The organism is Segatella copri (assembly GCF_009495355.1).
Lineage (GTDB): Bacteria > Bacteroidota > Bacteroidia > Bacteroidales > Bacteroidaceae > Prevotella.
Genome location: NZ_VZAD01000071.1, coordinates 13,249 through 36,820 on the forward strand (window position 1 = coordinate 13,249; position 23,572 = coordinate 36,820).

General features: G+C 42.9%; 18 protein-coding genes. 2 read left to right on the top strand and 16 right to left on the bottom strand.

From position 1 onward, the window contains the following. Positions 1 to 30: 30 nt before the first annotated feature. From rpoN to F7D20_RS09315, 3 genes are all read right to left on the bottom strand, one after another. A complete protein-coding gene (gene rpoN, locus F7D20_RS09305; RefSeq protein WP_158463802.1) occupies positions 31 to 1,554 on the bottom strand; it encodes an RNA polymerase factor sigma-54 in 1,524 nt (507 codons plus the stop codon). Positions 1,555 to 1,576: 22 nt separating this feature from the next. Next, complete coding sequence (locus F7D20_RS09310) at positions 1,577 to 2,227, bottom strand: hypothetical protein (protein ID WP_158463803.1); 651 nt, start codon at positions 2,225 to 2,227, stop codon at positions 1,577 to 1,579. Between the two features lie 456 nt (positions 2,228 to 2,683). Beyond that, positions 2,684 to 3,736, bottom strand: coding sequence for a C1 family peptidase (locus F7D20_RS09315; protein WP_158463804.1), 1,053 nt, complete (start codon positions 3,734 to 3,736; stop codon positions 2,684 to 2,686). Between the two features lie 138 nt (positions 3,737 to 3,874). On the opposite strand from F7D20_RS09315, the gene ychF reads away from it, so the two are divergent. Both ychF and lgt read left to right on the top strand, forming a co-directional pair. Next, positions 3,875 to 4,978 (top strand): redox-regulated ATPase YchF, encoded by a 1,104-nt coding sequence (gene ychF / locus F7D20_RS09320; protein ID WP_022251595.1) that lies wholly within the window; start codon positions 3,875 to 3,877, stop codon positions 4,976 to 4,978. Between the two features lie 62 nt (positions 4,979 to 5,040). Then, entirely contained in the window at positions 5,041 to 5,895 is an 855-nt protein-coding gene (gene lgt, locus F7D20_RS09325) for a prolipoprotein diacylglyceryl transferase (RefSeq protein WP_022251596.1), read from the top strand. A 20-nt stretch (positions 5,896 to 5,915) separates the two neighbouring features. On the opposite strand, the gene F7D20_RS09330 is transcribed toward lgt, so the two are convergent. The 13 genes from F7D20_RS09330 to F7D20_RS09390 form a co-directional block, all read right to left on the bottom strand. Beyond that, positions 5,916 to 7,019: a glycosyltransferase family protein gene (locus tag F7D20_RS09330; RefSeq protein WP_158463817.1), complete on the bottom strand. Its 1,104-nt coding sequence runs from the start codon at positions 7,017 to 7,019 to the stop codon at positions 5,916 to 5,918. A gap of 13 nt (positions 7,020 to 7,032) precedes the next feature. Then, a complete protein-coding gene (locus tag F7D20_RS09335; protein ID WP_158463805.1) occupies positions 7,033 to 8,001 on the bottom strand; it encodes a glycosyltransferase in 969 nt (322 codons plus the stop codon). A gap of 1 nt (position 8,002) precedes the next feature. After that, positions 8,003 to 8,992 (bottom strand): glycosyltransferase family 2 protein, encoded by a 990-nt coding sequence (locus F7D20_RS09340; RefSeq protein ID WP_158463806.1) that lies wholly within the window; start codon positions 8,990 to 8,992, stop codon positions 8,003 to 8,005. 106 nt (positions 8,993 to 9,098) lie between these two features. Beyond that, positions 9,099 to 10,751 carry a DUF6056 family protein gene (locus F7D20_RS09345; protein ID WP_158463807.1) on the bottom strand — a complete coding sequence of 551 codons (1,653 nt, stop codon included), beginning with the start codon at positions 10,749 to 10,751 and terminating at the stop codon, positions 9,099 to 9,101. Then, entirely contained in the window at positions 10,748 to 11,677 is a 930-nt protein-coding gene (locus tag F7D20_RS09350) for a glycosyltransferase family 2 protein (RefSeq protein ID WP_022251602.1), read from the bottom strand. Before F7D20_RS09350 ends, F7D20_RS09345 begins: the two co-directional genes overlap by 4 nt. Beyond that, complete coding sequence (locus F7D20_RS09355) at positions 11,674 to 13,083, bottom strand: hypothetical protein (RefSeq protein ID WP_158463808.1); 1,410 nt, start codon at positions 13,081 to 13,083, stop codon at positions 11,674 to 11,676. The genes F7D20_RS09350 and F7D20_RS09355 overlap by 4 nt, the downstream gene beginning before the upstream one ends. Next, positions 13,083 to 15,125, bottom strand: coding sequence for a two-component regulator propeller domain-containing protein (locus F7D20_RS09360; RefSeq protein ID WP_158463809.1), 2,043 nt, complete (start codon positions 15,123 to 15,125; stop codon positions 13,083 to 13,085). The genes F7D20_RS09355 and F7D20_RS09360 overlap by 1 nt, the downstream gene beginning before the upstream one ends. Then, positions 15,122 to 16,021, bottom strand: coding sequence for a glycosyltransferase family 2 protein (locus F7D20_RS09365; protein WP_158463810.1), 900 nt, complete (start codon positions 16,019 to 16,021; stop codon positions 15,122 to 15,124). Before F7D20_RS09365 ends, F7D20_RS09360 begins: the two co-directional genes overlap by 4 nt. Next, positions 16,018 to 17,085, bottom strand: a complete 1,068-nt coding sequence (locus F7D20_RS09370) for an acyltransferase family protein (protein WP_158463811.1) — start codon at positions 17,083 to 17,085, stop codon at positions 16,018 to 16,020. Before F7D20_RS09370 ends, F7D20_RS09365 begins: the two co-directional genes overlap by 4 nt. A 40-nt stretch (positions 17,086 to 17,125) precedes the next feature. Further along, complete coding sequence (locus F7D20_RS09375) at positions 17,126 to 17,737, bottom strand: non-canonical purine NTP diphosphatase (RefSeq protein WP_158463812.1); 612 nt, start codon at positions 17,735 to 17,737, stop codon at positions 17,126 to 17,128. Positions 17,738 to 17,818: 81 nt separating this feature from the next. Continuing rightward, positions 17,819 to 18,772, bottom strand: coding sequence for a YitT family protein (locus F7D20_RS09380; protein WP_158463813.1), 954 nt, complete (start codon positions 18,770 to 18,772; stop codon positions 17,819 to 17,821). 1 nt (position 18,773) lies between these two features. Further along, on the bottom strand, positions 18,774 to 21,635 hold the full coding sequence (gene leuS / locus F7D20_RS09385) for a leucine--tRNA ligase (RefSeq protein ID WP_158463814.1): 2,862 nt from the start codon (positions 21,633 to 21,635) through the stop codon (positions 18,774 to 18,776). 207 nt (positions 21,636 to 21,842) lie between these two features. After that, positions 21,843 to 22,805, bottom strand: coding sequence for an aldo/keto reductase (locus F7D20_RS09390; RefSeq protein WP_158463815.1), 963 nt, complete (start codon positions 22,803 to 22,805; stop codon positions 21,843 to 21,845). Between the last annotated feature and the right edge of the window lie 767 nt (positions 22,806 to 23,572).

The window sequence follows — 23,572 nt, forward strand, 5'->3', positions numbered from 1 at the left end:
AACAATCTTTTTGTTTTCTAAGCCTTGCATCTATTTTCTAAGCCTTGCTACAGGAATGCCCAACTGCTCTCTGTATTTGGCTACCGTGCGGCGGGCTACAGGGAACCCTTTTTCTTTCAGCACCTTGGAAAGGGCATCATCGCTGAGAGGTTTTTTCTTGTCTTCGTGCTCTATTAGTTCTTTCAGAGTCAACTTGATTTTACGGGTCGACATTTCCTCGCCGTCTTCGGTGGTGTAACTGTCTGTAAAGAAGAACTTCAGCGGAAAAGTTCCCCATTTTGTCTGGGCGTATTTCATGTTGCTGACACGCGATATGGTACTTTTGTCGAGTCCTGTACGTTCTTCTATATCCTTGAGAATCATAGGTTTCAAGTCGGCCTCGTCGCCATCGAGGAAGAAGGCTTTCTGTCTTTCGATGATGGCTTTCATCGTGACGATGAGTGTGTGTCGGCGTTGCCTGATGGCTTCGATGAATCCTTGTGCCTTGTCAACTTTCTCCTTGGCATAGAGCAATGCCTCCTTGTCCTGCCGGCTCATGTTTCCCTTGTTCTTTTTATAGGTGTCTATCATGTCGGTAAATGAGGTGGAGACGGTCAGCTCGGGCATATTGCCCCGGTTGAGCGAGAATGTCACCGTGCCGTCGTCGTTGGTGTCGACGATGAAGTCGGGCGTTATCTGTTGCAGGTTTCTGCCTTCGGTCTCGCCTAACGATGCTCCCGGCTTAGGGTTGAGCTTGCGAATCTCTTCCTGCAGGGTGGCGAGCTGGGTGTCGTTCAGTTCAAGTCCCGTCTTTATCTTGTCCCAATGCTTCTTGGTGAACTCGTCGTAGTAGTCGGTGAATACTTCTTCCATCGACTTGCGCAACACGCCCTTAGGCATGCGTTTCACTTGTAAGAGCAGACATTCCTGCAGGCTTCTTGCTCCGATGCCGGCAGGGTCGAAGGTTTGCAGAATGTGCAATATCCTCTCCAGCTTCTGTTCGCTGACGTCTATATTCTGATAGATGGCGAGTTCGTCGCAAATACTGTCGAGGTCTTTGCGCAACAGGCCGTCGTCGTCGAGTGATCCGATGAGATATTCCATGATCTGCTTCTCGGTATCGTCGAGCATCTGCATGTCCATCTGCTCCTTCAGCTTGTCGTAGAAGGAGGTGGTGTCGCCGTAAACCATTTCCTCGTAGTCGGCATCCTGCTTGTTGTTTCTGTCTGAATTATAGTCGGGCATCAGGTCGTCGCGTCCTATGTTTTCCAGTGCCGAGTCGAGAGCGTCTTCTCTTTCCTCCTTTTCTGTCTGTGCCTCGTAGTCGTCCTGCTCGTCATTGTTATGCGAGTCGTTGTCTTCCGGCAAATGATCGTTTTCGTTTGTGTCATTTGCCAGCATGTCGTCTGGATTCTCGCTTTCCAGGGCTGGATTGTCGTCCAGCTCAGCATTGATGCTGTCCTCTAATTCGGTAAGTGGCATTTCCAAGAGTTTCACCTGCAACATTTGCTGGGCAGAGAGCTTTTGCAGCTGTTGGAGCTTCTGTTCTTGTGTCTGAATGAGTTTCTGAGCCATTTTTACTTGGTGTGAGTTATATTTATTGTTTTTTGAAGTAAACTTTCAGTTCTGTGGCAAGTTGATAGAGCTTGTCGGGATTGCCGTTCCCATATCGTTGCCAGATGGCACTGCAGTCGTTGAGCAGAGGACTGATGAGCACGTCTTCTCGATTGAGATACGGGTCGCAGAACATGTATATGCTCATCACGTCGGCTATCTTCTCCGGTGTGGTATGTATCAGTTTGGCAAGATCGATAATCTCTGGCGTCTCAGCCACCATGGTGATAGGAGTGAGCTGGAAGTAGAGGTCGAGAATGATGATGAGCTTCACGGGCGTGAGGGTGGCATCAGCCTCAAGCGGCTCCCAGTCGCGCTCGAATGTTTCGTTGAGCTTCACTCCCTGGTAGAATGCCTCTGCATTGCCGTAGCCCTGCATCTTTCTGAGCATCTTGATGTCGTGAGACAGCTTGCCAGGCTTGTTGGCATACTTCTCCCATAGCCGTGTGATGCGAGGTGTCATCATTCTCAGCTTGAACATCTGCTCATGCAGGTAGGTGGGTGGTATGTGCAACTCCAGGCTTAGGTCTACCATACCTTTCGAATAGAGCGGTTTTACACCCATGGGCTTCTTCTGATACAATTGCAGCAGCAAGAGCCAGTATTCTTCATTCCAAAGGGGATGTTTAGCCATAATACATATCTTATTTTAATGTTATGTGCAAAAATACGACTTTTCGTTGGTTAAACAAAATAAAATGATAAAAAAAATACGCAACTCCGAACTTTGTCGAAATTGCGTACTTAGAATACTATATTCCCAAATTTTTCATAACTCAAAAAGTGTTCTGCTTTCGCAAGTTTCGCACTCTGTTTTGTCGTCCTTGAATAAACAATCTTTTATTTACCTTACTTTTCTAATACCTGTTGTCCTTGAATAAACAATCTTTTTAATCTACCTTAAATTTACTAACTAAAACCTAAACAACTAACAATCTTAACCTAAAAACCTAATAACCTTTTGTCTTATTGACGATGCAAAGGTACGACGATTAGAGATAACTGCCAAAATATTTAATGGGAAAAGCAAGAAAAACGCCATTTTTTTGACCTAAATCAACTACTTGTGTGCGCACACAAGTAAAAACAGCTATCTTAGTGCTTCTTTACTGATAACTGCAGCTATGGTTTTAAGGCGCAGATAGTCTTCCGAGAGACAGATGTGTCCTGCCTTGCCCCAATGGTTGCCCCAGGAGTTGCGGCATACATAGTAGTTACGATGGTTCTTGCTGATCATGCCGATGATTTCCATTACGTGGTCGTCGGTGGTTCTCAGACTTTCGAACTCTCTTTGGCGTGATGCCTGTGTGGTGGGAAGCTGAGAAGGCATGACGTCTACAAAACCATGTCGGGGATGACGAAAACCTTCCTCGCTGATGTCTCCCTCCCAGCAAACTGGATGTCCGTGGCTGATGGCGTTACGGATGTATTGCATCAGCTGGTCGATGGGCACATTAAGAAAAACTTCTTGGGTCTGGTTGTCGGGTGTTTCCAATGCAAATCTCTCGCCGAAGGGATGATGTGTGAAACTGGTGAGCATCTCATATTCGCCAGGGAAGCATACGCTGTTGGCAAACTCTTCGGGCGTATATTCTGCACCGAGCATATATACAGTTTTGGCAGGCATATAGCCCATCTCGTCATCGAAAAGACGGTTGAGCCTGCTTTTCAATTTCTCAATACCTATTTGTTGGGCAATGGCATTGCGGCACAGAAACTCCACCTTGCGGCGCAGAACTCTCATGTCGATATCCTTCTTGTCCTCATAACTATCGTAGGGAACTATACCATACTTATTTATATAATGTATCAGCATGGGCGCCATGCCTCTCATGCTGATGGGCTTGGTCCCCTTAGAAAAGTAGTATTCTACGGCCTTCTCCTGCAGCATCATTCTGGCAATATAAGCCACGGACAGGTTGACCGAATCGCCCTTCATGATGTGCTCGCTCTCCATTGTGGCAAGCATGGCGTATGCCCAGCATAGAGGACTCTTGCCCTGATTCTTGACAGGGGTTGTGCTTATCAACTTTGTTTCTTGGACAACAGAACCTTGTGGCGTGTTGCAAGATGTGTGACTACTCTTGTACTGGCAACTGCAGATGCAGAGAGTCAATATGGTGATGATGATTTTATTTTTCATAAGCGCAAAAATACAACAATCTTTCTGAAGTACGCAAGATCCCTATGATTATTTTTCATTTATTTACCATGAATTATTTTGTAGTGTCTGCAAATAAATGTACCTTTGCACGAAGAAATTTAAACGTTTAAAGATAAAATGGCATTAAAATGTGGTATTGTGGGTCTTCCTAATGTAGGAAAATCCACATTGTTCAACTGTCTGTCGAGTGCAAAGGCACAGGCAGCCAACTTCCCTTTCTGTACTATCGAACCAAACTTGGGCGTCATCACCGTACCCGATGAGCGCCTTAACAAATTGGCAGAGATAGTTCATCCAGGTCGTATCGTTCCTGCTACATGCGAGATTGTAGATATCGCAGGATTGGTAAAAGGTGCCAGCAAGGGTGAGGGCCTTGGAAATAAATTCTTGGGAAATATTCGTGAGTGTGATGCTATCATCCATGTTGTACGTTGTTTTGACGATGACAATATTGTTCGTGAAGGTGGTGCTGCCGTAGATCCATTAGAGGACAAGAGTATCATCGATACCGAGTTGCAGCTCAAGGACTTGGAAACTATTGAGTCTCAGCTTTCCAAGCAGCAGAAAACTGCAGCAGCAGGAAACAAGGATGCCAAGGTGATGGTGGCTGTGCTCGAAGCTTATAAGGAAGTGTTGGAGCAGGGAAAGAATGCCCGTGCCGTGACTTTCGAGAGCAAAGAGGAGCAGAAAGTGGCTCACGACCTCTTCCTTCTCACAACCAAACCAGTTCTCTATGTTGCCAATGTGGATGAGGCTTCGGCCAAGACTGGCAATGAGTACAGCAAAAGAGTAGAGGAGATGGCCAAGGAGGAAGGTGCCGAGTGCATGGTTATCGCAGCCAAGACAGAGGAAGACATTGCATCGCTCGAAACTTACGAGGACAAGTTGATGTTCTTGGAGGAGCTCGGTCTGGAGGAGAGTGGCGTGAACCGTCTCATCAAGAAGGCTTATGCCCTGCTGAATCTGGAGACATTCATCACAGCCGGCGAGATGGAGGTGAAGGCCTGGACCTATCACAAGGGCTGGAAAGCTCCACAGTGTGCGGGTGTAATTCACACCGATTTCGAGAAAGGATTTATTCGTGCCGAGGTGATCAAGTACGACGACTATATCAAGTATGGCTCTGAGGCTGCTGTACGTGAGGCAGGCAAGCTCGGTATCGAAGGAAAAGAGTATGTTGTGCAGGATGGCGACATCATGCACTTCAGATTCAATGTATAATAATATATAATGTGTGGTGATTAACCCTGCGCGTTTTTCACCACTCCTATTATAATATAGAAATGATGGCTAATCTGCTCAATTATATTGTTTGGGATCCAGATCCCATTCTGTTTCATTTGGGTCCGATAGCATTGCGTTACTATGCCACTTGCTGGCTTGTAGGCTTGCTGTTGGGTTATCTGCTGATGCAGCGCCTTTACAGACAGCAGAAGATAGGCGATGAGAAGTTTGAACCACTTTTCATCTATATCTTTATCGGTATATTGGCGGGTGCACGTTTGGGGCATTGCCTTTTCTATCAGCCAGAGTATTTTCTCAGTCAGTGGGATCATGTTGTAGAGATGCTGATTCCTATGCACCATCTTCCTGACGGCAGTTGGAAGTTTACCGGCTATGAGGGATTGGCCAGCCATGGAGGAGTGATTGGTATGTTTGTAGCCATTTGGCTCTATTGCCGTAACTTGAAGGTAAAAGGATGGGTAGTGCTCGACAATATGGGCATTTGCTCGGGCATAGCTGCCGCCTTTATCCGCATCGGCAACCTGATGAATTCCGAGATTATCGGCAAGGTGACCGATGTGCCATGGGCTTTTATCTTTGTCAAGGAAGACCAATATCCCCGCCATCCAGGACAGCTCTACGAGGCGATAGCCTATCTCATCATCTTCCTCCTTATCTTCTTTATCTACAAGAAGAAGGGGCCTAAGAGCGTAGGCTCTGGTCTTTATTTTGGTCTGTGTCTTACTCTTATCTTCACCTTCCGTTTCTTCATCGAATACACGAAGGAGATTCAGGTAGCCTTCGAGGCTGGTCTGCCTATGGATATGGGACAGATTCTCAGCATACCTCTTATTCTTCTCGGTGTATGGAGCATCGCCTCCAGCTTCAGAAGAGCAAAGAAGATACAGGCATAAGGCGATAACGGAAAGACCTGTTAAGCGAGTATTTTTTGATAAAAAGCTTCATATTCTTTAGCCACCTTCACATAGTCGTGATGGTGGCTAATGTATTCTATACCCTGTCTTTTGAGTTCAGGAATCAGCTGGGGATTCTCGATGAAGTGTTCCAACTGCTGGTAAACACTTTCATAATTGGGCAGTACATTGATGATGGGGCGCAGATGTTCCTCGTGCAGAATCTTGTAGTTTTCGGGTTCTCCTCCTCCTATACAGATGATTCCTCTTGCCATGGCTTCCAGAGGATTCATGGAAGGTGTGTAACTGTATAATTGATCGAGGATGGCATCGCTACCGTTCATCATCTCAATATATTCGGCAAAGGGAACGCTTTCTGCTATGCGGAGTTCCACCTTTTCAGGGTATTTCTCAGCTATATCTTGTGCAGCTTTCAGCATGATGTCGGTTCCCTTGTATTCACTTCTGTTCTTGTTGATGCCGATGAAAAGTTTTACTTTATCGGGTGTCTGACCTTTGATATCTGCCTGCTGGGCGTAAGGTCGGATGGGGAAGGGAATAAATGTTGTTTTATCTGGAAAAGAAGGCTTATAGCATACCCAATATTCATACAGGCCGGTAACGATTCCGTCGCAGTCCTTTGCTATCATCTTGTTGAGGCGTTCCTTTTCTGTTCCTATCCAGTCTTTTCTTTCTCTCAAGGCATCAGCATTGGTACGTAGTTGGTTGCCGATGTTGAAGTCGCTGTATCTCAGAGGCTTGTCTTTGCAGCATACATTGACCCAATAATAGTCCATACCGAATCCGCCAAGGATGATTTTCTTGTTGTGCCGGCGAAGGTAACGATAGATGGGGAATATGCGTTCAGCCTTCAATTCTAAGAACATTGGATTGATGAGTTGCACAATGTCGTATCCGCGCAGTTTGGGCAAGACCTTCAGCAACTTGGCTAAATAGATAATACCTCCCTTTTTCCCTGGTTTTCGTACCAGGTCGATGTCTCGTGGATAATTTTTCCAGAAGTCACCATTAGAAAGCACGGTTACCTGATGCCCCAGCTTGCGAAGTCCGTCAGCAAGCGTGGCATGCACATTACTATATTCGCCCAAAAGAAGAATTTTCATCATTGGCTTTCTCTTATTTCAATTTTAAAAGAGTGTAGAACAGGATTTTTCTGGTAATCTTGTTATTGATGGCTTTTGCAAATATCTGATATTTCTTCGTGTATTTTTTATCAGGAAGCGGAAACAATCCTTTATCATGCAATCTCTTGATATTTTTTTCTAAATGTTTGTAGTTCTGTGCCAATACGATAGTATTGTACAGATAGTCCATGGTGAGTTGGGCTATTCGTCGGTTGAGAGCGATACGCTCTGGTTCTGAAAGATAATTTGATTTCTCTTGTAGTTGGAAAATTACCTTCTCCGTATCGGCCAGTCGTTTGAGATAATGACGCTTATCTTCTGTTTTATGCATAATAGAGTCTTTTCTCTCACGGTAATAGTAAGCTTTTGTATCTGTTGTTATGATGCGCTCTGCCTTTAAAAAAAGTATAGGAGTAAACTCCTCATCCTCATGCAGAATACCAGGAGTGAAACGTTGTTGCTGCAAGAGATCTCTCTTGAAGGTATAACACCAAGCTGCAGCCCGAAGATTGTTGTTGTATAGATAAGCACTGCCACTTATGGGTTCAGAATACTGATAAGGAACTTCTTTATCAAATGTTTTATTTGAAGAAGTGAAATGTACAATATCAGGATTGTGATAGCGTAAGAGATCCAGACAATGCTCGTACCCTACCTGGATAAGACTGTCATCTCCGTCGACAAACTGGATATATTTGCCAGAAGCATTTTGCAGTCCGGTGTTTCTTGCAATAGACAGACCTTGGTTACGTTGACGTATATAGATAATGTCATCTTGGTATTCCACTAAATCGTTGATGGGCGAAATATCGCTTCCGTCGTCTACCAGAATGATTTCTCTTTCTCTTGAGTTGAGAGAGAGTTGCAGGATGCTTTTCAGACATTCCACAAGATATTCTAATGGCAGGTTGTAAGTTGTGATGATGAAACTTACTAAAGGTATTTGTGTATTTGCAATCATATTATTTTCTTCTATATAATCTGTGTACGAATTTGTTAAGTCTGCATAGGTTATGATAACCTATAATGTTAAGTAATCTTAGTTTAAAAACTTTGATTTTCACCGATTTACCAAGTTTTTCAACATGGTGGATAACTGGTGGATTATTTTCGTATTGTCCCGAAAACTCATAGAGGTCGAGCAAGACATTAAGAATTTGTGTCATGAAAATTTGCAGAGAAAGGCTATATTTCTGGATCAGTTTCTCTTGACTCCCGATTTTGTTCATAATGGCTTGAAGACTTTGGGTATGACCATCATACAGATTGTATAAATCCTTGTATGTTGCATTTGCCGTGATGCCTTTGGCATTCCACCGATATTCATAGCAACCAACGTTTGTAGTTCTGATGTTAGGAGTAACGAAACTCCCATGATATGGCAGAAGGCCTATGAGATATGGGACAGTCAGGACATCCTCGAAATTTTTTCCTTTAGGAAAGCATATATGTTCAAATAAAGCACGTTTATATATCTTATTCCAGGCATAAGTGTGGTTGTATGCTTTCTCTTCCAGCCAATAGTCAATGGCATCTTGATATTCTTTTTCTTTAAAAGACAGTAAATGTTCTTTTGGACCGTTTCCTAACCTTTCCATTACAGGATATTCCAAAATATCTGTTTCAGGATACGTGATTATTTTTTCTATGACGAGTGAAAGAGTGTCTTCTGCTATCGTATCATCGCTGTCTATGAAAGTAATATATTCTCCTTTGGCTTGTAGGATTCCAGCATTGCGTGCATCGCTTAACCCTCCGTTCTCCTTGTGGATAACTTTGACTCTGCCATCTTGTCTGGAATATGCATCGCAGATCTTAGGACTGTCATCAGTCGATCCATCGTCAACGAGAATAACCTCGTAGTCGGTGAATGATTGCCGCAAGATGCTGTCAAGACATCTTGGCAGCGTGTCTTGTGTGCGATAGACTGGTATGACGATACTTAGTTTCATGCCTACAAAGTTACTGAAATATAATGTGATGGCAAACTTATTTGGCTAAAATCTCATTTGGTAACTGATTGTTACCCGAAGTCGCAGTAAGGCTTTTATGCCCCGATTATTTGTAACGGTAGGCAATATTCTTGATTCTCCTCGCTATGTTTCTGGTAGGACAACAGACAATGAGATATTTTTTTTGATGATACGACAAGGTATCATAATAGCCTTCTGGTACAATGTATGAGTGTTCTCTGTAAGCCAAGATTCTCTTGTAAAAAGGAAGAGAATTGAGGTCTTCGTCTTTTAATAAGAGTTTAACTTCTTTAATTTGACAATTAGCCTTGATTTCCAGCACCATTAATTCCTTATGCGTATTGTAGGTGAAAAATGTCTTTTTTATTTGATTTCTTTTCATTTTTTCTACAATATCTTTTGGAAGAAAGTATAATTTGTCTTTATCGAACAATATCTTTATACACTTTAAGTATGCGTTGTTCTGTACGAATCCCTGCGCATATTCAAAAGGGCCAAATTTAACAGGCTCTCGTAAGTAATTGTCGAATATACTTGAGAGTACAGGGTTGGAGGCTGGCCTTATTTGAGGCACAGAGACAATCTCTACTTGGTACGTCTTCAGTTGTTGTAGAATGTATTGATCATTTTTATAGTTTTCTAATGAATAGTGCAAGACGGGTACGTACATCAAAAGCATGGCGACATTACAGCCTATGGTTAGGCTTTTTTGATATTTATGACTTTTGATGCTTACAAGTAAGTTTATAACGATTATCGTAGCGATGAATTCTGTATAGAATATCACTCTTGTTTCGGTGGCTCCACTGCCAAATACAGGTATAAATGTGAAAATCCATGTCAAGTAAAAATACTTATAGCGATTGAAGTGTTCTTTCCATACAGTTCTCTTCTTATAGAAGGAAAAGAGAGAAACTGCCAACATAAGATATGATACACGTAGATGAAGTAAATTAACTCCACCAAATATGATTTTTTGTGTCATTAACTGCCATAAGGAGTCTTGTTGTCCTATACGTTGTATGGTTCCTGGAGATGAGAGGCAAACGAAGGTTCCTAAAGCATAAAATACCGTACAATAGAATATGGGCGATTTGAATATCTTATGTTTGTGATAGTTAAGGATGCAATATATGATAAGGGTTAATGTTATGGGAAACGTAATACCTTCGTGTAACCAACCAAAGAAAAACGAGGACATTGACAGGCCTAACATGTATACTGACATGTTTTTCTCTTTAATATGGTTTAACATGAAAACAAAGCACATGGTTGCTACGGTTGCCCATAAATAGTTGAATAGTGCTGCAAAGAATAAGAATTCATTATGAAATCCCGGTATAAGCAGAAAAAGCATAGCCGATGTGATGGAAAGTCCAAACAGCGTGTTTTTGCCTTGTGATGCCATTCTTGTAGTCATACAAATTAAGCAACCAAATAATATACTGCTTATAACATTGCATGCCTCTTTACCTATTATTCCATCAAATAATTGTATGAAAAAATGTATTATACTTCTTCCGTTGACTACTTGATAGTGGATGTATTGTGATTCAATAATGTCGAGAATTGATGCTATAGGTCTGTTGTATGACTCGTTGTCGTGAGGCCATACAAATTTATATAATACATCATCAGACAACGTTATGGGTGCGAGATGACATAGGATATAGTATAATATTCCTATTGTCAATATATATGCTAATTGATACTTTTGTCCTGCTATTAATCGTTTCATACCCCTTCTTTTTCGTTAATAATATATACGGGTCTGTGTTTTGTTTCTATAAAAATTCTGCCTAAGTATTCTCCAATGATTCCCAAAGAAAGGAGTTGTATGCCACCCAAGAAAAGAATGACAATAATGAGCGTAGGGAAACCATGTACAGGTTCACCTAATATGATAGTCTTGAAAAAAATGTAGCACATATAGAAAAACGCAGAGATAGACACGATAATCCCCAGTAATGTAGATATCCGCAGAGGAGCAATGGAATAGGATGTGATGCCCTCTATCGCTAAATTGAAAAGCTTGCGATAGTTGAAAGATGATGTGCCATTTGTCCTATCCCCTTGTTCAAATTCTACCTCTTTCTTGTTGAATCCTATCCAGCAGTATAGTCCTTTAGTATATCTCTGAGTTTCGCGAAGTTCTTTCAGTGCGTTGATACATTTTCTGTCAAGCAGGCGGAAGTCGCCGACGTTGGGAAGAATGTCTACGTTTGCGATTTTTTGTAAAATCTTATAATAAGTGATGGAAAGTTTTTCTCTCAACCAACTTTCCTTTCCTCTTTTTTTCCTCTTTGCATACACATCGTCATATCCCTGTTCCCAAAGTTTCAGCATTTTGGGAATAACCTGAATAGGATGTTGTAAGTCTGCATCCATGATGATACAGCAATCTCCGTGTACGTGGTCGAAACCTGCAAGCATGGCATTCTCCTTGCCAAAGTTGCGAGACAAATGGATGTAGCAGAAGCGTTTGTCTTTTGTTCGGATATCCTTGATGATTTCAAGGGTGTGGTCCCGGCTTCCATCATTAATGAGAAGTATCTGCCATAGATATTCGCTATGCTCATTCATAAATGATGCTAAGTTTTGGTAGAGATTTATGAGGTTGCTCTCTTCGTTATAGCAAGGGATGATGATTGATACTTTTTTCATTTGATTACCTCCACGTTTTCTTTATTGATGATCCAAACGCAGTCATATTTCTTTTTGATGCGTTGTGCAAGTTTTCTGGCTTCTTGTTGTACTTCTGGTGTACGTTCCAAAGTCGTGTCTCTTATTTCTGCAGGCCATTTATAGGCAGTTACTGCCCAAACAGATATTCCCCATCCTATAGCTTCTTCGGTCGGTACACAGAAAGATGAAAATTTTGGCATATCGTCACGAATCAGGATACAATATACCTTATTTACAGGTTTCTCGGTTTTTCTTACAATTTCTTCTGCTATACTTTTGCTGGGAAGGGATGTTTGCCATGCCATATACCAATGATGAACGTCGGTGATGATAGCTGCTGTCAAATATAAGAAAAATAAAGTCTGAAGTTGGGGCTTATTTTTTTGATACTTATGGCATAAATATCCTATGATGATAGCTGCTATACCTAACGAACTATAAGCATTCATAATGCTCATGCTGATTAATAAATGTGGTGAGGCAACAATGAACAAGACTGCAATCAGCAGCCATATTTGTTTATGATGCCAAATCGTTTTATTCCACCAAATTTTAACCATAAACGCACAAGACAGAAGTATCGTTAAGAAACCGATATAGAGATTTCTGTTTGGTTTGTTTACGATAGATATATAATCTGCAGCAAACCAAGTATAACTGATCCAGTTAACCAGTCCTTTGATTCTGCTATGAATACTGACTACGTCTTCCTCGTAACTGCCATTTTTAATATATGTGTATGGCAATGAAAAGCGGACAATACAGTATGACAGAGCTATTGCAAAACCGAAGACAAGTTCTTTCCGGCATGTTTTTTTGTCTATTTTGTCAAAAGTAAGTGCCATGATTGGTGGTACAATGGCCCATGCTAATCCATTGTCTTTGGACAGAACAGACATATAAGTGCAAACAACCCATGCTATGTATTTTTTCTTTCCGTTTATTGTTAAATACAAAAAGACAGATAATATTCCCCATAGATGCGAGTAGCTTTGGTTTAAAGCATCACAACTAAGGATGGTTCCCATTGTGCATGGAGATATATAGAAAAATAGGGTTGCTATGTTTCTTGATGTCTTGTTGAATTCTAAAACTTCAGTAAGTTTGTATATGACAAAGGTGCTACCCATATGTGCCATGAATATCAGTATATGGTTCAGTGTAGGATAAAGATGGTAGTCTATGGCATTGACATATCCCATGATGGCATCAAAAGGACGCCATGTCATTCCCAAAGGAAATATGTATGTTTGATAGTCAAGGGAATAGTTAGGCATAGATAGAGTGGTCCAGTCATCAAATGTTGGCAATATGAGTAATATTGCCCAAAGAATGAAAGGGGCACTTATTATGATACCTAAGATATATGGATTTTTATTTCTCATTAATTTATAATTGCGATTTTACATACGACACCTTTGTCTCCTTCTTCAGTTGCAGTCATTACCATATAAATACCACTGGCTACTTTTTTACCTTTCAAGTCTGTGCCATTCCATTGGTAAATTCCAGAAGAGCTTTTTCCTTGGTGTACTAAAGTTCCATTAGATGTGACTATTTTTATATTGGCATTAAGGGAAAGGCCTGTTATTGTAATAAGGCCAGTATAATCAGGTTTTACAGGATTTGGATAGGCCCAGACATTATCTTTGGTCATTTCTTCATTGCTGGAATTAGAATCGCTCATGTAGGAGCATAATCCGTTTTCTGTACCGATATAAACTTCACCCGTATCATCATTGATAGCGATAGCTTCTATATTGTCTGATAATAGTTTGCTATTCGATGTGGTAAAATGGTTTAATTGCTCTAAGTTGTCACTGCTGATAAGATATACTCCATTGTTTTTGGTACCAAACCATTTTCTGTTGGCTTTGTCTATAGCAATGCATGAGATGTTTATGCCTGTCAATAGATAGTCAGCATAATTGGTACCATCGTTACGGGGCACTTTTACCTGGGTAAATACTGGAGAGTCTGCTGTAATCTGATTGCTTTCTAAGAGGAAAGGCCCCTGGTTGGTGCCTATCCATAAGTTCTTGTTTTTGTCTTCTGCGATGCAGCTTATGCCAAATATGTTACTGATGGTCGTGCCATCTTGATTGGTGATAGAGGTGAATGCCTTAATGACTCCATCATCGGTTTTATTGGTGGGAAACTGATAGCAGAAGAACGAAGGATTTGCCCAATGGTTATTGACAAACCAAAGCAATCCTCGGCTGTCTATCATCATGCTTTGTAGTGTAGCTAAACTCTTATTCTTGACTCCGTAAGATTCATATTTCATAAGTTCAGATTTAGATCGAGAAATCCATTCTTGATCTTTACTGTATTCTATTAATGAACTGTTGGGAGCTTCGCTGTTTAATAACCATAGGTTTCCCGAAGCGTCATATTTGATACCTTGTACAAGTTCATATTCTGCATTATTCTGTAAACCTCCAACGATTTCTATAAGAGAATTGGTATGGTTGTAGTGTTTAACAAATTTTCCATCATAGAACTCATAAAGCCCATTTCTACCTCCTGCAAAAACATGCTTGATGTCTAAAGGATCATAATCTATACATACGAGATCTTTATATCCCACACCTGTAATGTTGGAGATATTGTCATCTTGATATATGTTCCAATTGTCTTTCCCTAAGATTTGAATGCAGGCATCCTTTTGTCCGCCCACATTTCCATTACAAGTATATAATTGATTATTTGCGTATTTTAAAAAACCAAAGTAGTTGTATTTCGGGCCTCCTGGATTAAGGGTGCTTACGAGTTGTTTTAACTCACTTTTATCTTCTTGTGCTTTAGCAACATAATTTCCAACTTTCTTCCAGTTGTTCTTGTCTAATAAGTTGCTGGACAGGGATGCGCTATATTTTCCCTTTGCAGAACTGTAAGCATAAATGGTGTTTCCTTCAATTTCGCACCAGTTGACAGGGAAGCCGAGATTGTAGGTGTCTGTTATCTCGATATCAGTCATATTCAACTTCAAGATACCGAAACCATTACTCACATAGGCATATTTGCCATACATATAGATATCGTTTATGGTTTTATCCCCTGTGGTTGATGCTGTGTAGTAATCGGAAAGATTGGTTACCTCAAAGTTACTGACATTCATCAAGTCAATATTGAAGTTGCTGTAGATGATAAGCAGTCTTTTGGCGGTCTTATTGTAAGCGATGCGTTGTATTTTACAATCATTCAGATAGTCTGCCTTACTGAATGTCTGTATACTTTGGTCGTTTTGGTTGTATACATAGAGGTCGTTAGAGGCCTTAATAAAGAGGAGGTTTCCTGCTTGTTCTATTTCTTGTACATCATGATAGGCCAAGTAAGCTTTCCAATCGCCGATGGCGGCAAATGTTGGGATAGTTGTGACCTGAAACATCAGAAACGAAAGGAAAATCAATATTTTTTTATTCATATATCTAAATGTATATAATATAATAACTTATATATGTTAAACCACAAAACACTTGGTTTATTGCCTGTTAAACGTGATTTTATATGTAAACCAACCCATGGGAAAAGTCTGTTTAATAGTGGTTTTACAAATATCATTCGCGTAATTAGTTCAGAATAAGTGATGAGTTTAGAGTAGCCTTTTAGTTCTTTTCTAAATTGATACAATGTTCTACATGCTTCTTCCGTTTTAAGAATGAAGCGATAGTTTGTTTCATATTCATCCAACAAGATAGGGTTGTTTATATGGGTAATGTGATATCCTTTTTGACAGATGGATTTACCAAATAAAACATCTTCATAACCATAGTATTTGAAGTTCTCGTCGAATGGGGTCCTTATTATAATATCTTTGAAAATAAGAAAATTGGTAGTACGAAACTCTTTGTTTCCTATTTTTTGTCTATGCTTGTAGTTATGCTGTTTTTCGCATTTCTTTTCATATTTGTAACGTAGGTTGTCTTTGAGTGTGATAGGGTTTCCGCCGATTTTAAGACCTCCGACTATTACATTTCCCTTTGAAAGCATATAGTTTCTTATGAAATCAGAATTATCTAACTTTAAGTCACTGTCAAGAAACAGTAACCAAAGATACTTGGCTTCTTTAGCTAAGAAATTTCGGATGGCTGCTCGGCCTATATTTTCTTTCCTTTCAATATATCGGCAATTATCCAGCCCGTTGATTTCGCAGTTCTTCTCAATGGTATTTTTGTCGGTAGAGCCATCATCGGCAACCAGAATCTCGTATTCTAAATCATTCGTGGACGACAATATTGATGCTTGAGCCTGTAAGTCTCTTACAAGCTCAAGGCATTCATTGTTATATGTAGGAATCAATATCGATAGCGAGTTGATCATTTGATGTATTTTTTGAGGTAATTACTACAGGGTGTTACCAGAAATTTCTTTGCCATCCATGATGTGAGGATGGTGAGGGTCAATGCTATTATTAACTTGTACTCCCAATAGGGGTTATCAATACCGAACATCCTTATGAAGATGCTTTGCACGATACGAAAGCAAAGGCTGTGACATATGAATATCTCAAAACTGATGCTACCCAACCATAATAATGCCTTATGATGGAATAGGCGGGTGAGCCATCCCTTGCCCTGATCGGAAGCTACGAAATAGAAAATGCTTACGACAGCTGGCAACCAATAAAGGGCAGCACAACGGAAGTTGGGATTAGTATAGATAGAAAGGTAATACATCCCTGCCGACAAGAGGACGATGGCTACATCTGCTATATGTGCCTGCCATGTACTAAATTGGGTAGTGATGAGCGCATAAACTTGTTTCCCCTTTTCTGAACGATAGAATCGATAGAGTAAGATGCCCAAACAGAAGTCTATCATGCGAAAGGGTGGGGCTGCGTAAATATAGTCAGCCGATTTGTCTTCTTTTATTATCATTGTTAGGGCGATATATGCCATCATGTAGATAATAAAGATTACCAGTGGTAATGCTTTTTTTCTTTGCATCAACCATCGGTATAGATACTTGAAAAGGAAATAGTAGATAATCAGGTCGGATAGAAACCACGTAGGTCCATTGAGACCTCCCATGAATTCATGGATAGGTATCCAACACTGTAGTAAGAACGTGTGAGCTACGGTCTGATACCAAGGACCGAGAAGCCCCAATCGGTTGTCCAAGGGTATTATGATAGCTATAACCAACAGGTGGAGCGGATAAAGTTTGAAGATGCGTGAAAGAAAGAATTTTTTATTGCTCATCTCTTCTTTCACTAATCTTTCACCATAGCTCAGTGATAATACGAATCCACTGATGATGAAAAATATGACCACAGCATATTCTCCTAAGTAGTCGTTGCAAGCTTGGGAGATGGGAAGTGTGGCATGCGACATCACTATCATTAAGATAAGAATGAATCGTAAGGAGTTGAGGGTTCTGATCATTTCTTGTTATCGTCTGTTGTATTTATTCCGCAGGGTGACCTTATTTCTTCTTCAAGTATTCTACCAACTTGGCTACTGCGCGTGCTCTATGGCTGATGCCGTTCTTGATTTCTTCGCCCAATTCAGCAAAACTCTTGTTGTAGCCTTCTGGTACGAAGATAGGGTCGTAACCGAAACCTTCTGTGCCGTGTTTCTCGGTGGCGATGCTGCCGTTTACGATGCCTTCGAACTGGTGGATCTTCTTGATGCTGGTACAGCCACAAGGACACACATCCTGCTTCTCTATATAGCAGATGACGGTACGGAAACGGGCTTTGCGGTTCTCTTTTCCATTGAGTTCGCGTAGGAGTTTTGACATGTTGGCCTCGCTGTCGTGGTCGGTTCCTTCTGCATATCGGGCACTGTGAACTCCCGGTGCTCCGTCTAAGGCCTCTACTTCCAGTCCTGTGTCGTCGGCAAAGCAACTGACGTGGTAATGGTCGTATATGTATTGAGCCTTCTGCAGGGCATTCTCTTCTAAGGTGCTGCCTGTTTCGGGAATGTCTGCTTCACAGCCTATCTCTTTCAGCGATACTACTTCGTATTGGCTGCCTAAGATGTCGCGTATTTCTTGTAGTTTGTGCTGATTGTTGGTTGCAAAAACTATTTTCATTTCTATTAGTGTTTAATGTTTAGTGTTTAATGTTTATTTACTTAGCAGATAGGCATAAACTCTAAACACCAAACTTTTCAATTACTTTATCTTTTGAATATCTTTCTCTTTGATTTTCACTTTCATCTCGTCGAATCCTTCTCCATAGACACCGATGACGGAGCTTTGGCTTACGAAGGCATTGGGGTCGATGATTTTGACGATGCGGAAGATGGTTACACTCTCGTTCTTCTTGGCCAGAATACAGAGCACCTTCATCTCGTCGCCTGTGTACCAGCCATGGCCGTCGAGGATTGTTACGCCATGATCCATCTGTGTGCCGATGGCATTGGCTATCTCTTGATATTTCTTGCTGAATATCATGAACTGCACACTCTCTCGCTGGGCGTTCATCACATAGTCGAGTACCAGATTCTCTATCACCATCGTACAGAGACCGAACACTACTTTCCTGACGGCATCTATCGTCGTGAAGTCGGGCTTGGCATTGAAGACGAAGAATGAACTGCCTACAATTACCAGGTCGACGAAGATGAGCACTCGTCCCAACGAGATGTTGTGATACTTGTTGACGATGGCTGCTATGATGTCGGTGCCTCCTGTGCTACCATTGTGCAAGAATACGATGGCAAGCGATAGACCCGTGAAGCAGCAACCGATGATGAGCGACATGAAGTCCTGTCCTGGTCCTAATATCTGTATCAACTCGCCATGAGGACCCATCAGGGAGTCTTGTGCCAAAGCCAACAGTACCGAGAGCATGCCGATGGCGTAGATGGTTTTCACCATGAACTTAAGTCCCAATATCTTCAGCGCTGCTACCAACAGAATGGCATTGATAATAAAATAAGAAAAGTAGATGGGGATGCCTGTTCCGTAGTAGATGACGGCAGCGACACCGGTGACACCTCCTGTCACGATTTGGTAAGGTAACAGGAAGAGAGTCCATCCGAATGTATACAGCATGAGTCCAAGGGTTATGTAAAAATAATCCTTGAACTCATTTTTTATTTTTGGACTGATTGCTATTTGCATATTACTTTTTCAATACGACGTTGACAATCTTCTTGGGTACGACGATAACCTTCAGTACGTTGAATCCTTCCAGGTACTTCTGGCTCTTTTCGTCGGCCAATACTTGTTTCTGTATTTCTTCGTTGTTGGCATCCACAGGGAAGGTCATCTGGAAACGAGCCTTGCCGTTGAAGGAGATGGTGAGCTGCATGTCGTTCTCCTTGAGATATTGCTCATCATACTTTGGCCATGCTGCATCGCATACGCTTCCCTGCTCGCCGAGTGCTTCCCACAACTCTTCTGCGATGTGTGGAGCGAATGGAGCGATGAGGATGACGAGATCTGTCAGGAGTTCCTTGTTGTGACACTTCTGCTGACCCAATTCGTTCACGGCAATCATGAAGGCTGAGATAGAGGTGTTGTAAGAGAACTTCTCGATGTCCTCGCTTACCTTCTTGATGAGCTTGTGTACGCTCTTCAGACTTTCTGGCTTGGCTGCCTCGTCGGCTGATGGCAGGAAGTTGTCGGTGCGGTTCTCGTAGAACAGTCCCCAGAACTTCTTCAGGAAGCGGTGGCAACCGTCGATACCGTTGGTATCCCAAGGCTTGCTGGCCTCTACAGGACCTAAGAACATTTCATAGAGACGCAGGGTGTCGGCACCATACTTCTCGACAATCATATCTGGATTCACCACGTTGAACATGCTCTTAGACATCTTCTCGATCGCCCAGCCGCAGATGTATTTGCCATCTTCCAGAATGAACTCAGCGTTCTGATACTCAGGGCGCCAAGCCTTGAATGCCTCGATATCCAATACATCGTTGCTTACGATGTTGACGTCTACGTGGATTGGAGTTACGTCGTAATCCTTCTTCAGATTCAGGCTTACGAATACTGGAGCCTTGTCGTGGTCGTCGCTGTTGATGCGGTAAACGAAGTTTGAGCGACCCTGAATCATTCCCTGGTTCACCAGCTTCTGGAATGGCTCTTCCTTGCAGCTTACGCCGAGGTCGAAGAGGAACTTGTTCCAGAAACGAGAGTAGATCAGGTGGCCGGTAGCATGCTCGCAACCGCCTACATAGAGGTCTACGTTCTGCCAGTACTCGTCGGCTTCTTTGCTTACGAGGGCCTGGTCGTTGTGTGGATCCATATAGCGCAGGTAGTAAGCCGAAGAGCCTGCGAAGCCTGGCATGGTGTTGAGCTCCAGTGGGAATACGGTCTTGTTATCTACGAGACTCTTGTCAACCACCTCTTTTTTCTCTGCATCCCAAGCCCACTTCTTGGCGCGGCCCAATGGTGGCTCACCAGTCTCTGTTGGCTTGTAGGTCTCAATCTCTGGCAATTCGAGTGGCAGGCACTCCTCAGGAACCATCTGTGGCATTCCGTCCTTGTAATATACTGGGAATGGCTCGCCCCAATAGCGCTGGCGAGAGAAGATGGCGTCGCGAAGACGATAGTTCACCTTTACTCGGCCGATGCCCTTCTCGGTAACAAACTTCTTAGTGGCTGCGATGGCTTCCTTCACGGTGAGTCCGTTCAGAGAGAATCCGTCCATGCTGCTCTTGCCTGCCACTGGCGAGTTGGTTACGATGCCTTCCTTGGCATCGAAACTCTCCTCTGAAACATCAGCACCCTCGATAAGAGGAATGATAGGCAGGTTGAAGTGCTTGGCGAAAGCATAGTCGCGGCTGTCGTGAGCAGGTACAGCCATGATGGCTCCTGTGCCATATCCTGCCAATACGTATTCGGAAATCCATACTGGGATTGCCTCGCCGGTGAAGGGGTTGATGGCGTAGCTTCCTGAGAATACACCAGTTACGCTATGGTTGGCCATACGGTCGAGCTCGGTGCGCTTCTTTACGTAGTCGAGATACTTTTCTACCTCTTCCTTCTGCTCAGCAGTAGTCACCTGCTGAACATACTCGCTTTCAGGAGCCAGAACCATGAAGGTTACACCAAACATGGTGTCGGCGCGGGTGGTGAAGATGGTGAATTTCACGTCGCTGTCTTTTACTGAGAATTCCACCTCAGTACCCTCGGAACGGCCTATCCAGTTCTTCTGTGTCTCCTTGATGCTGTCGCTCCAGTCGATGGTATTCAGACCGTCGAGTAGGCGCTGAGAGTAGGCTGATGTTCTCAAGCACCACTGCTGCATTTTTTTCTGGATGACGGGATAGCCGCCTCGCTCGCTCACGCCGTTTACAACCTCGTCATTGGCAAGTACTGTGCCCAGTCCTGGACACCAGTTCACCATCGTCTCGCCGAGGTAGGCGATGCGGTAGTTCATCAGAATCTGCTGCTTCTTCACGTCGTCGAAGCTGTTCCACTCCTCGGCTGTGAAGTCAATCTGCTCGTTCTGAGCCACATTCAAGCCCTCTGAGCCTTTTTCCTCGAAGCGCTTGATGAGCTTTTCGATAGGCTGAGCCTTCTGGCAGCTGTTGCAGAAGAATGAGTTGAACATCTTCTGGAAAGCCCACTGAGTCCAATGGTAATACTTAGGGTCGCAGGTACGAACCTCACGGTCCCAATCGAAGCAGAAGCCAATCTTGTCGAGCTGCTCGCGATAGCGGTTGATGTTGGCCACGGTTGTTATCTCTGGATGCTGACCGGTCTGGATGGCATACTGCTCGGCTGGCAAACCGTATGCGTCGTAACCCATTGGGTCAAGCACGTTGAATCCGTTCAGACGCTTGTAGCGGGCATAGATGTCGCTGGCTATATAGCCCAGGGGATGACCTACGTGCAAGCCTGCTCCCGATGGATAGGGGAACATGTTGAGCACATAGAATTTCTTTTTGTTTTCATCCTCGACAACCTTATAGGTCTTGTTCTCGACCCATTTCTGATGCCATTTCTTCTCGATCTCTCTGAAGTTGTATTCCATTGTTTCTTATCTTGTTTATTTTGTTTCCTTTTTCTTTTGTTTCTGATGTCTTGCGAGGAGCTGGCTCCTATATATATTAAGGTGTAGCTCCGTTCAAGTTGCAAAATTACCTTAATTTTGTCACACTACAAAATAAAAAGCCATTTTTTTATGGACAACTGTATGAAGTTGGAGGGTAGAAACGCTCGGTTTTGCCCTGCTGCTCTGTTATTTAGCATGCACGCACTTCATGTTCTTTTCCAGTTGTTCTACAGAGCTGGCTCCTACCAGTACGCTGGTTACGCCTTTCTGTTTCAGTATCCATGCCAAAGCTTTTTCGGCCAGAGTTTCGCCCTCTGAGGCTGCCTCGTCGTTCCACTTCTTCAACTGCTCCAGCAGTTCTGGCGTCAGAGCGCTGTGCTTCAGGAAGTGTTCCTTTGCCATGCGGCTGTCCTGAGGGATTCCTTTCAGATAACGGTCGGTGAGAAGTCCTTGTGCCAAAGGCGAGAAGGAGATGAAGCCGATGCCGTTCTCGGCACAGTAGTCGAGAGTGCCCTGCTCCTGTGGCTCCTTGTTCAGCATGTTGAGTTTGTCTTGATAGATGAGCAGCGGACAGTCGTGCTCCTTCAGATATTTATCGGCAAACTTCAAGGCTTCCAAAGGCCAGCGGCTTATGCCTAAGTAGAGCGCCTTGCCTTGTCTCACGATATCGACCATCGCCTGGAGGGTTTCCTCGAGTGGCGTGTTGGGGTCGTAACGATGGCTGTAGAAGAGGTCCACGTAGTCGAGGTTCATACGCTTGAGGCTTTGGTTGAGGCTGGCCGTCAGATACTTGCGCGAACCCCAGTTGCCGTAAGGCCCTTCCCACATGTCGTATCCGGCTTTGGTGGCAATGAAGAGTTCGTCGCGATAGGGACGGAAGTCATCCTGCATCAGTCGGCCCATGGTTTCTTCTGCACTTCCGTAGGGAGGGCCGTAATTGTTGGCAAGGTCGAAATGGGTAATGCCGTGGTCGAAAGCATAGTGGGTGATGGCACGGCTTCGCTCGTAAGGGTCGACGCCTCCGAAGTTGTGCCAGAATCCCAAACTGATTTTAGGCAGCAAGACTCCGCTCTTGCCGCATCTCTTGTAGAGAGCATCTGCGTCTGCGTAGCGATTGGCAGCTGCGGTGTAGATTCCTTTTACGTCCATATCTTTGTGTTTTAATATTTTGTTGTTTTCCGTCTGCGAAGATACAAAGTTTTTTCCATATAACAATTTTTATTGCGAAAAAATATTGTTGGATGCTTGTTGAAGTTCTTGTCCTTCTTTCTTTGTCTCGTGAGAATTTGGCCCGATTCTCAATGATGGCTGGCTTCGGTCATAATAGATGACCGGGCTTGGTCTTAATAGATGGCTGGCGTTGGTCTTAATAGACGACCGAGTTCGGTCTTAATAGATGACCAGAATTGGCCTTGATAGGCGAGGCAAGTCTTTGCCTTGCGGATTTGGCTTAAGCAGGAATGTTTTATGAACTCTCAACAAAATCCGGAAAACAGTGGCAGGAAAGCTTCTGTATATTTATTCGCGGTTAAATTGTACTTGACTGTGAGAAAATAATTTCCCAGTTGGGAAAAAATATTTTTCCAGTTGGGGCGATATGGTTTTGCAGTTGGGATCTCGTTTTTCGGCAATTACTGCATGAATATACTGCATGAATATGCGTTGTAAGTCTTCGGCAGGTTTCGGAAAGTCAGAATGTAAGGCTTTGTTTATTGAAAACATCATGTTTTCCTTCGCCTGTGCGCCCGCACACGCGCAGCCCGCGCTCCCGTGTGTATAATATTATAATGAGAGCGAGGTGGAAATCCTCCTGAAACGCCTTTAAACTGTTAAATAACTGTTAATTTTCAAACTTTTTTGCCGAAACTCTTGCGTGTTTGGAAAATAGTTTGTACTTTTGCACTCGCTTTTGAGAA

Coding starts and splice junctions, on each gene's coding strand:
- rpoN (WP_158463802.1), bottom strand. CDS start 1,554: ATGGCTCAGAAACTCATTCAGACACAAGAACAGAAGCTCCAACAGCTG.
- F7D20_RS09310 (WP_158463803.1), bottom strand. CDS start 2,227: ATGGCTAAACATCCCCTTTGGAATGAAGAATACTGGCTCTTGCTGCTG.
- F7D20_RS09315 (WP_158463804.1), bottom strand. CDS start 3,736: ATGAAAAATAAAATCATCATCACCATATTGACTCTCTGCATCTGCAGT.
- ychF (WP_022251595.1), top strand. CDS start 3,875: ATGGCATTAAAATGTGGTATTGTGGGTCTTCCTAATGTAGGAAAATCC.
- lgt (WP_022251596.1), top strand. CDS start 5,041: ATGATGGCTAATCTGCTCAATTATATTGTTTGGGATCCAGATCCCATT.
- F7D20_RS09330 (WP_158463817.1), bottom strand. CDS start 7,019: ATGAAAATTCTTCTTTTGGGCGAATATAGTAATGTGCATGCCACGCTT.
- F7D20_RS09335 (WP_158463805.1), bottom strand. CDS start 8,001: ATGATTGCAAATACACAAATACCTTTAGTAAGTTTCATCATCACAACT.
- F7D20_RS09340 (WP_158463806.1), bottom strand. CDS start 8,992: ATGAAACTAAGTATCGTCATACCAGTCTATCGCACACAAGACACGCTG.
- F7D20_RS09345 (WP_158463807.1), bottom strand. CDS start 10,751: ATGAAACGATTAATAGCAGGACAAAAGTATCAATTAGCATATATATTG.
- F7D20_RS09350 (WP_022251602.1), bottom strand. CDS start 11,677: ATGAAAAAAGTATCAATCATCATCCCTTGCTATAACGAAGAGAGCAAC.
- F7D20_RS09355 (WP_158463808.1), bottom strand. CDS start 13,083: ATGAGAAATAAAAATCCATATATCTTAGGTATCATAATAAGTGCCCCT.
- F7D20_RS09360 (WP_158463809.1), bottom strand. CDS start 15,125: ATGAATAAAAAAATATTGATTTTCCTTTCGTTTCTGATGTTTCAGGTC.
- F7D20_RS09365 (WP_158463810.1), bottom strand. CDS start 16,021: ATGATCAACTCGCTATCGATATTGATTCCTACATATAACAATGAATGC.
- F7D20_RS09370 (WP_158463811.1), bottom strand. CDS start 17,085: ATGATCAGAACCCTCAACTCCTTACGATTCATTCTTATCTTAATGATA.
- F7D20_RS09375 (WP_158463812.1), bottom strand. CDS start 17,737: ATGAAAATAGTTTTTGCAACCAACAATCAGCACAAACTACAAGAAATA.
- F7D20_RS09380 (WP_158463813.1), bottom strand. CDS start 18,772: ATGCAAATAGCAATCAGTCCAAAAATAAAAAATGAGTTCAAGGATTAT.
- leuS (WP_158463814.1), bottom strand. CDS start 21,635: ATGGAATACAACTTCAGAGAGATCGAGAAGAAATGGCATCAGAAATGG.
- F7D20_RS09390 (WP_158463815.1), bottom strand. CDS start 22,805: ATGGACGTAAAAGGAATCTACACCGCAGCTGCCAATCGCTACGCAGAC.